The 8,515-nt window shown below is 73.8% G+C and carries 8 protein-coding genes and 1 pseudogene; 5 read left to right on the plus strand and 4 right to left on the minus strand.

Annotated elements, in window-relative coordinates:
- Nucleotides 1-97 precede the first annotated feature (97 nt).
- A complete protein-coding gene (gene tpiA / locus PAI11_RS12435; protein ID WP_007575130.1) occupies nt 98-856 on the plus strand; it encodes a triose-phosphate isomerase in 759 nt (252 codons plus the stop codon).
- Entirely contained in the window at nt 853-2,625 is a 1,773-nt protein-coding gene (gpmI, locus tag PAI11_RS12440) for a 2,3-bisphosphoglycerate-independent phosphoglycerate mutase (RefSeq protein WP_007575132.1), read from the plus strand. The genes tpiA and gpmI overlap by 4 nt, the downstream gene beginning before the upstream one ends.
- Nucleotides 2,626-2,722: 97 nt before the next feature.
- On the opposite strand, the gene wrbA is transcribed toward gpmI, so the two are convergent.
- Nucleotides 2,723-3,337 (minus strand): NAD(P)H:quinone oxidoreductase, encoded by a 615-nt coding sequence (wrbA, locus tag PAI11_RS12445; RefSeq protein WP_007575134.1) that lies wholly within the window; start codon nt 3,335-3,337, stop codon nt 2,723-2,725.
- A 167-nt stretch (nt 3,338-3,504) separates the two neighbouring features.
- Here wrbA and PAI11_RS12450 point away from each other — a divergent pair, with 167 nt between their 5' ends.
- A complete protein-coding gene (locus tag PAI11_RS12450) occupies nt 3,505-3,990 on the plus strand; it encodes a MarR family winged helix-turn-helix transcriptional regulator (protein WP_007575136.1) in 486 nt (161 codons plus the stop codon).
- Between the two features lie 57 nt (nt 3,991-4,047).
- On the plus strand, nt 4,048-5,340 hold the full coding sequence (tgt, locus tag PAI11_RS12455) for a tRNA guanosine(34) transglycosylase Tgt (RefSeq protein ID WP_007575138.1): 1,293 nt from the start codon (nt 4,048-4,050) through the stop codon (nt 5,338-5,340).
- Between the two features lie 11 nt (nt 5,341-5,351).
- Here the strand turns inward: tgt and PAI11_RS24365 are convergent, their stop codons facing one another.
- From PAI11_RS24365 to PAI11_RS27220, 3 genes are read right to left on the minus strand one after another with little or no spacing between them, the layout of a single operon-like run.
- Nucleotides 5,352-6,668 (minus strand): protein kinase domain-containing protein, encoded by a 1,317-nt coding sequence (locus PAI11_RS24365; RefSeq protein ID WP_007575140.1) that lies wholly within the window; start codon nt 6,666-6,668, stop codon nt 5,352-5,354.
- Nucleotides 6,665-7,270, minus strand: a complete 606-nt coding sequence (locus tag PAI11_RS27855; RefSeq protein WP_007575142.1) for a hypothetical protein — start codon at nt 7,268-7,270, stop codon at nt 6,665-6,667. Before PAI11_RS27855 ends, PAI11_RS24365 begins: the two co-directional genes overlap by 4 nt.
- A gap of 22 nt (nt 7,271-7,292) precedes the next feature.
- Nucleotides 7,293-8,024, minus strand: a complete 732-nt coding sequence (locus PAI11_RS27220; RefSeq protein WP_007575145.1) for a metallophosphoesterase family protein — start codon at nt 8,022-8,024, stop codon at nt 7,293-7,295.
- A gap of 121 nt (nt 8,025-8,145) precedes the next feature.
- Between PAI11_RS27220 and PAI11_RS27225 the strand changes: the two are divergent.
- Nucleotides 8,146-8,515: pseudogene (locus tag PAI11_RS27225) on the plus strand (hypothetical protein); the annotation flags it as partial.

The following is an 8,515-nucleotide window of genomic DNA, read 5'->3' on the forward strand; positions in this document are numbered from 1 at the left end:
CCGGCCGCGGCGCTCGCGTCCTGCCGCACCGGCTCGCGCCGAGCCCCGCGCGCCCCATCCTTCGAACCCCGAACCGACCACCGGAGCAGCACCACCGATGACCCGCACGCCCTTCGTCGCCGGCAACTGGAAGATGCACAAGACGATCGCCGAGGCCGAGGCGTTCGTCAGCGGCGCCCTGCCCCTCGTGGGCGCGATCGACGACGTCCAGATCGGCGTCTGCGTCCCCTTCCCGTCGATCCAGGCGGTCGTCGACTCGACCCGCGGCTCGTCGCTCCAGGTCTACGCCCAGAACGTCCACTGGGCCGAGCAGGGCGCCTACACCGGCGAGGTCTCGGTCGCGATGCTCGACGAGCTCGAGGTCGCCGGCGTGGTCGTCGGCCACTCCGAGCGTCGCCAGTTCTTCGGCGAGACCGACGCCGACCTGCGCAAGAAGCTGCCGGTGATCCTCGCCGCCGGCCTCGAGCCGATCTTCTGCGTCGGCGAGACCGAGGAGCAGCGCGAGGCGGGGGAGACCGAGCGGGTCCTGCGCCACCAGGTCCAGGAGGGGCTGCACGACGTGGCCGACGGCGACCTGGCGAAGGTCACGATCGCCTACGAGCCGATCTGGGCGATCGGCACCGGCAAGGTCGCCACCCCGGAGCAGGCCCAGGAGGCGTGCGCGTTCGTGCGGGCGCTGGTCGCGGCCCGCGACGCCGAGCAGGGCGAGCAGGTCCGGATCCAGTACGGCGGATCGGTCAAGCCGGAGAACGCCGCCGAGCTGCTGGCGCTGCCCGACGTCGACGGCGCGCTCGTCGGCGGCGCGGCGCTGGACCCGGCCTCGTTCGCCGCGATCGTCGAGGCCGCACGGGCATGAGCGGCACCGGCGCGGACGACGAGCGGGCGAACGCGGCGCCCGGCGAGGCCCCGGACGCGCTTCCGGCGACGCCCGGGTCGCTGGCCGCGTCGCTGACGGCGACGGTCGGCGTCACCCGCGAGGACTGGGCGCCGGGCGTGGCGCTGATCATCCTCGACGGCTTCGGCCTGGCCCCCGACGGGCCGGGGAACGCCGTCAGCCTGGCCCGCACCCCGACCTTCGACGGCCTCTGGGACCGCTACCCGCACGCGCAGCTGATCGCCTGCGGGCCGGCGGTCGGCCTGCCCGAGGGGCAGATGGGCAACAGCGAGGTCGGGCACCTGAACCTCGGCGCCGGCGCGGTCGTCAAGCAGGACCTGGCGCGGATCGACGACGCCGTCGCCGACGGCTCGATCCGCGAGGTCGAGGCGATTCGCGACGCGCTCGCCCGGGTCGCAGGCGCGCAGGGCGACGTTCCGGACGCCCAGCGACCGGAACGTGACAAGGACGGCGACGGACAGCCTGCGGGCGGGGATCGCCTGCACCTGGTCGGCCTGGTCTCCGACGGCGGCGTCCACTCCTCGATGGAGCACCTGCAGGCGCTGATCGAGGCCGCGGCCGCGGCGGGCGTTCCCGACGTCGTGATCCACGCCTTCACCGACGGCCGCGACACGCTGCCCAAGGCCGGCGCCGGCTTCCTCGAGACCGTCGAGGGCTGGTGCGCGGCCGCGTCCGACCCGGCCGCCGGTCGCCGCGCGCGCGTCGGCTCCGTGATCGGTCGCTACTTCGCGATGGACCGCGACTCGCGCTGGGACCGGGTCCAGCAGGCGTACGACCTGCTCGTCCACGGTCAGGCGCCGCACCGGGCCGCCACGGCGGCCCAGGCCGTCCGCGACGCCTACGCGCGCGACGAGACCGACGAGTTCGTGACCGCGACCGCCGTCGGCGACGAGGCGACGATCCGGCCCGACGACGTCGTCGTGGTCTTCAACTTCCGGCCCGACCGGGTGCGCGAGATCACCCGCGCGCTGGCCGAGCCGGCGTTCCTCGAGGTCGACCGCCAGGCCGCCGCGCCGCACCCCGAGCTGGTCGATCCGGTGATCCCGCCGGTCGCGGTCGCCAACTACGTCTGCATGACGCAGTACAAGGCCGACTGGCCGTATCCGATCGCCTTCCCGCCGCGCAACCCGGAGGTCACGCTGGCGGACGTGATCGAGGCCACCGGCGGGACCCAGATCCACGTCGCCGAGACCGAGAAGTACCCGCACGTCACGTACTTCTTCAACGGCGGCATCGAGGCCGAGCACCGCGACGAGTTCCGCGACGTCGTCCCCAGCCCGCGCGACGTCGCGACCTACGACCTGAAGCCGCAGATGTCGGCTCGCGACGCCGCCGACGCGTTCGTGCGGCTGTGGCGCGACCACGGTCCGACGTTCGGGATCATCAACTTCGCCAACCCCGACATGGTCGGCCACACCGGGGTGATCCCGGCGGCCGTCGAGGCGATCGAGGTCGTCGACGGCTGCCTGGCCGACGTCGTGCGGACGGTCACCGAGAGCGGCGGCGTCTGCGTGATCACCGCCGACCACGGCAACGCCGACCACATGCTCGAGCCGGACGGCTCGCCGAACACCGCGCACTCGCTGAACCCGGTGCCGTTCGTCATCACCCGCGAGGGACTGACGCTGCGCGGCGAGGGGATCCTCGCCGACGTCGCCCCGACCGTCCTCGACCTGCTCGGGATCGAGCAGCCGAAGGCGATGACGGGCCAGTCCATGATCTCCGCCTAGACGACGAGGGAGCGGGCTCCCGTCCCGGAGAGCCCGCTCCCGTCTGTCCCTTGGCCGTCCGGCGGGATCCCGTCCCGGAGGTCCCGTCGGTGCGCTGCTAGCCGCGCAACGGCCCGAGCAGCGCGGCCACCTTCGCCAGGCGGGCGCCCTGGTAGCGGGCGATCCCGAGGATCCCCTCGGGCACGGCGCCGTCCTCCAGGGCGCCGCTCGCGACCGCGGTGCCGTACGGGTTGCCCCCGTTGGCGAAGATCGAGGCGTCGGTGTAGCCCGGGGGCACGATCACGGCGCCCCAGTGGTGGAAGACGTTCTCCACCGCCAGGATCGTGGACTCGTTGCCGCCGTGGGTGTTCATCGCCGACGTGAAGGCGGTCGCGGCCTTGTTCGACAGCGCGCCCGACTGCCACTGGCCGCCGAGGGTGTCGATGAACTGCTTGAGCTGGGCGGCCGGGTTGCCGAAGCGGGTCGGGGTGCCGAGCGCGTAGCCCTCCGACCAGACGAGGTCGTCGGGGGTCACCACCGGCACGTCCTGGGTGGCGTCGTGGTGCGCCTGCCAGGCCGGGTTGGCGGCGATCGCCTCGGGCGGGGCGAGCTCGGCGACGCGGCGCAGCCGGACCTCGGCGCCCTCCTGCTCGGCGCCCTCGGCGAGCGCCTTGGCGAGCTGGTGCACGTGGCCGGTGGCGGAGTAGTAGACGATCGCGATCTTGGTGCTCATGGGTGCTCCTCGGAACTGCTCGGCAGGTGAACGTTGCATCTGCAACTGTTGCGTCCTCACCATATCGGGACTGCGGTCCGCTTGCAAGCTCGGAGGCCGACGGCGGGCGGCTGGGCCGGCCGTTCTTTGCGGATGCAACAATGGAACTGAACGACGTAGGAGCCGAGATGTCCGAGACCGCCACCGCCACCGCCCCCCGCCTGCTGGACCGTCGCGAGCTGGCCGCCTGGCGCGGGATGGTCCGCACCCAGGTGCTCCTGGCCCGCGAGTTCGAGGCCGAGCTGGTTCGCGACCACGGCCTGCAGCTGACGGCCTACGAGGTCCTGATGCACCTGGTCGACGCCCAGGACGGTCGCCTGCGGCTGTCCGACCTGGCGACCCTGGCGGTCCTCAGCCGCAGCGGCCTGACGCGGCTGATCGACCGCCTGGAGCGCGAGGGGCTGGTCGTGCGCGAGCGCTGTCCCAGCGATGCCCGCGGCTACTTCGCCGTGATCACCGCGAAGGGGCGCGAGCAGGTGACCGCCGCCCGCAAGGACTACCTCGACAACGTCCGCGCCCGCTTCCTGGACCTCGTCAGCGACGAGGAGCAGGAGCAGCTGGGGGCGATCTGGACCCGGATCCTGCAGGCGCTGGAGCCCGGTCTCAAGCCCTGACCCGGATCCGGCGACCGGGCGTCGCCGGAGGGCCCGCGCCGCCTACGATGGCTCGCGATGGATCCCTCGTCCGCTGCACCGAGCCTCGACGCGCCGCCGCGACCCGCCGCCGAGCGCCCGCGCGAGGTCTTCCGGATCGAGGCCCGCGACGGCGGGTCGCTGGCGCGCGCGGGCGTCATCGCCACCGCCCACGGCGAGGTCCGGACGCCCGGCTTCGTGCCGCTGGCGACCAAGGCGACCGTCCGCGGGCTGCTGCCGTCCGAGGTCCGCGAGCTGGGCTTCGACATCGTCCTCGGCAACACCTTCCATTTGATGCTGTCGCCGGGCCACGAGCTGATCCGCGGCCACGGCGGACTGCACCGGTTCATGGGCTGGGACGGGCCGATCATCACCGACTCCGGCGGCTTCCAGGTCTTCTCGATGGGCCACGGCGCCGTCGCCGACGAGATCAAGGGCCGCACCGGCAGCGGCGGCAAGGGCGGCACGGCCACGGCGGGCGGCGGGATCCGCTCGCACGGGCGGATCGACGAGATCGGCGAGCAGGGCGTCGCCTTCCGCTCGCACCTCGACGGGTCGAAGCAGTTCCTCTCGCCGGAGCGCTCGATGGAGGTCCAGGCGGCGCTCGGCACCGACCTGGCGGTCGTCTTCGACGAGTGCACCCCGTTCCACGTCGACCGCGACTACACGGCCCGCTCGACCGAGCGCACCCACCGCTGGCTGGAGCGCTGCCTGACCTGGCACGAGCAGCACGCGCCCGGCTGGCAGCTGGTCTACGGGATCGTCCAGGGCGGCGTCCACGAGGACCTGCGGATCGAGGCGGCGGAGACCGTCGCCAGCTCGCGGGCGGACGCGATCGCGATCGGCGGCTCGCTCGGCAGCCACAAGGACCAGATGTACGAGGTCGTCGGCTGGACCACGGCCCGCCTCGGCGGCGTCCACGAGCGCAAGCCGCGGCACCTGCTGGGGATCGGCGAGATCGACGACCTCGTGCGCGGGGTCGAGCAGGGGATCGACACCTTCGACTGCGCGATGCCGACCCGCCTCGGCCGCCACGGGATGGCGCTCGTGCCCGATCCCGACAGGCGCTGGCGCGTCGACCTGACCCAGGCCCGCTGGAAGGACAGCGACGAGCCGCTCTGCGAGGGCTGCCCGTGCCCCGCCTGCGCCCAGGGCTTCAGCCGCGGCTACCTGCGCTACCTGGCCCACCAGCGCGAGCTGCTGGGGATGCGGCTGCTGACCCAGCACAACCTGGCCTTCGTCGCGCGGGTGCTGGCGCGGCTGCGGCAGGCGATCGTCGACGGGCGGCTGGCCGAGGAGGCCGCCGCGATCCGCGGCGGGCGCCTGCCCTAGCCCCGGCGCCGCTACTTCTGCTGGTTGTTGTTGATCAGCTTGTCGAGCTTGTTGCTGACGTCGTTGACCGTGTTGCCGACGACGTCGTTGAGGCGCGGCGCGATCTCCTGGCCGACGACGTAGTAGATCGCTCCGCCGACGATCGCGGCCAGCACCAGCAGGATCAGGATCGCCCGCAGCAGGCGGCCGAAGCAGCCGCGCCGCTTGACCCGCGGCTCCTGCTGCTGGACCCAGCCGCCAGGGGCGGGATCGCGCCGGGGCGCCGGGGCGACCGCGGCCTCGCGGTGCCGCGGCTCGCGGACCGTGCGCCGCGGCACCGCCGGGCGCTCCTCGGTGCCGCTGCGGCGGCGGCCGGCCGCCGGCTGCAGCAGCGTGCGGTCGTCCTCGTCCTCGTCGACGGGATCGAAGTCGCGGGCGATGCTCTCGATCGCGTCGCGGGGGACGATCGCGGTCGCGCCGGTGGCCGGGTCGACGACGCGCGTGCGGTTGTCGACGTCGACGTCGGTGCCGGCCGCGCCGTCGTCGAGGGCGGCGGCGTAGGCCTCGGCGCTCGCGTAGCGCATCCCCGGGTCGAGGCTCAGCGCCCGGTCGACGACCAGGCCCAGCTCCGGCGGGACCTCGGCGTTCAGCTGGTCGAGCAGCGGCGGGGCCTCGCGCTGCTGCTTGAGCGCCAGCTCGGCCAGCGAGTCCGCCTCGTAGGGCAGCCGCGCCGCCAGCATCTGGTAGGTGACGACCCCGAGCGCGTAGATGTCCGAGGCCGGTCCGACGTCGCCGCCGGTCGCCTGCTCGGGCGCCAGGTAGCTGGCGGTGCCGACGACCGAGCCGATCTGGGTGATCGAGGACTCCTCGGCCATCGCCTTGGCGATCCCGAAGTCGGCGATCTTGACCGTGCCGTCGTCGGACAGCAGGATGTTGCCCGGCTTGACGTCGCGGTGGATGACGCCGTTGCGGTGCGCGTAGTCGAGCCCGCGCGCGGCCTGACCGACGATCGAGACGGTCTCGGGCACCGACAGGTAGCCGCGCTCGTGCAGCAGCTCGGCGCCGGACTGGCCGCGGACCGCCTCCATCACGATGAAGTAGCGGCCCGAGTCGTCGTCGAAGCCGAAGTCGAAGACCTGGACGATGTTGTTGTGGACGAGCCGCGCGGCCGACAGCGCCTCGCGCCGGAAGCGGCTGACGAACTGGCGGTCGTCGGCCAGGTGCTCGGCCAGCAGCTTGACCGCGACGTGGCGCTCCAGCCGGCGGTCGAAGGCCAGGCGAACGGTCGACATCCCGCCGCTGCCCAGCCGCTCGCCGAGCTCGTAGCGACCCACCAGCAGGTCGGTCATCCGTTCCCCCCGGCGGCGTCGCGCAGGTCCTTGAGCGCCTTGCGGGCGTCCTTGCGGGCCTGCTTGGCGGCGTCCTTCAGCCGCTGGCGAGCGCCCTCGAAGCTGCGCGGGACGCCCGTGTCGCCGCTGGCGCCGGGGTCGACGCCGCCGGAGCCGTCCGGGGTCGTCGGCGTCGTCGGGACGGTCGGGGTGGTCGTCGTCGTGGTTTCGGTGCTCGGCGTGGTCGTGGTGTCGGTCGTCTGCGTCGACGTGTCCGTGGTCTCGGTCGTCGTCGTGTCGGTGGTCTCGGTCGTCGGCGTCGGGATCGTCGTCCCGGAGCACTCCCTGCGGATGCGGTCCTGCAGCGTCTGGAAGCCCTCGCGCAGGCGCGCGACCAGGCGATCGTCGACGTCGCCCGGCAGCCGCTCGACCTGCTGCGTGCCGGTGGCGGCCGCCTTCGCGGCGGCGGCGCACTCGCCCCGATCGACCGCGGCGCGGGCCTCCTGGAGGCTCGCCTGCAGCGTCTTCGCCGACTGCTGGTCGAGCAGCTTCGAGCCGCCGCAGCCGGTCAGGGCCGCGGGGACGGTGCACAGCAGGACGAGTACGGAGATGAGGGCTCGCATTGGGGAGGCGATCCGCTGGAGGCTACCGGCCGAACTGCAGGCGGTCGGCCAGTGACGGGGGCAGGCGCGCGTCGCGGATCGCTCGTGCGGCGCCCTCGACGTCGTAGCGGACCCGGTGCCAGACGGCCCGTCCCTCGACGGGATCGAGCTCCAGCCAGGCGGCGCGCGGATCCTCGTCGCGGGGCTGGCCGACGCTGCCGGGGTTCAGGAGCCAGCGGCGGGCGCCGAGCAGGACCTCGTCGCCGTCGTCGCGACGGGCGAGCTGGACCGGATCGAGCCCGGCCTTGGCGAACGAGAGGGCGACGTGGCTGTGCCCGATCAGGGCGACCTGCTCGTCGAACGCCTCGAGCGAGCGCTCGGCCTGCTCGTTGCTCAGCACGTACTCCCAGATCGGGTGCAGCGGGCTGCCGTGGGCCAGCGCGCAGCCCTGGGCGCTGCCGCTGGGCTGCAGGCCGGCCAGCCACTCGCGGTGCTCGGGGCGCAGCTCGTCGCGGGTCCAGGCGGCGGCCGCGGCCGCGTCCGGCGTGAACTCGGCGCTCGAGAGCGTGCCGATCGCCACCAGGTCGTGGTTGCCGGCCAGGCAGACGGTCGCGAACTGCCGGATCGCGGCGCAGCAGCCGTTCGGATCGGCCCCGTAGCCGACGATGTCGCCGAGGCACCAGATCTCCTCGCAGCCGCGATCGTCGGCGTCGGCGAGGACCGCGTCGAGCGCGTGGCGGTTGCCGTGGATGTCGGAGAGGACCGCGACGTGCATACTCGGAGGGATGGTGCGTGCCAGAAGGCCGCTCGTCGCCGGGGCGGCGACGCTCGTCGTGGCCCAGGTGGCGGTGGTCGTGCTGCGTCCGAGGACGCGATTGCCGCCCGCCCAGCCAGGCTTGGCTCGACCGATCGACCCGGGATCGTACTTCACCCCGGACCACCTGGACCGCGCGCGTCGCTTCCGCCGTCCACAGGCCGCTCTGGGACTGGCGACGCTGGCCGTCGAGGGCGGGCTGCTGCTGGCCCTCGCACGCGGTCGCGGGTGGGCACCGTGGCGGCGCGCCGGGGAGCCGGAGGCGCGATCGTCCGCTGCCGACGGCCTGTCCGACGCGGTGCCCGACGGACCGCCGTCGAGCACGGCGCCGACCCCGACGCCGTGGCTGGAGCGCCATCCGCTGCTCGCCGGCGCCGCAGCGGGCGCGACGGTGACCGTGGCGATCGGCCTGGCGCCGCTGCCGCTGGCCGCGCTCGGACGGCGGCGGGCGC

Origin of the sequence: Patulibacter medicamentivorans, assembly GCF_000240225.1 — a bacterium.
GTDB lineage: Bacteria > Actinomycetota > Thermoleophilia > Solirubrobacterales > Solirubrobacteraceae > Patulibacter > Patulibacter medicamentivorans.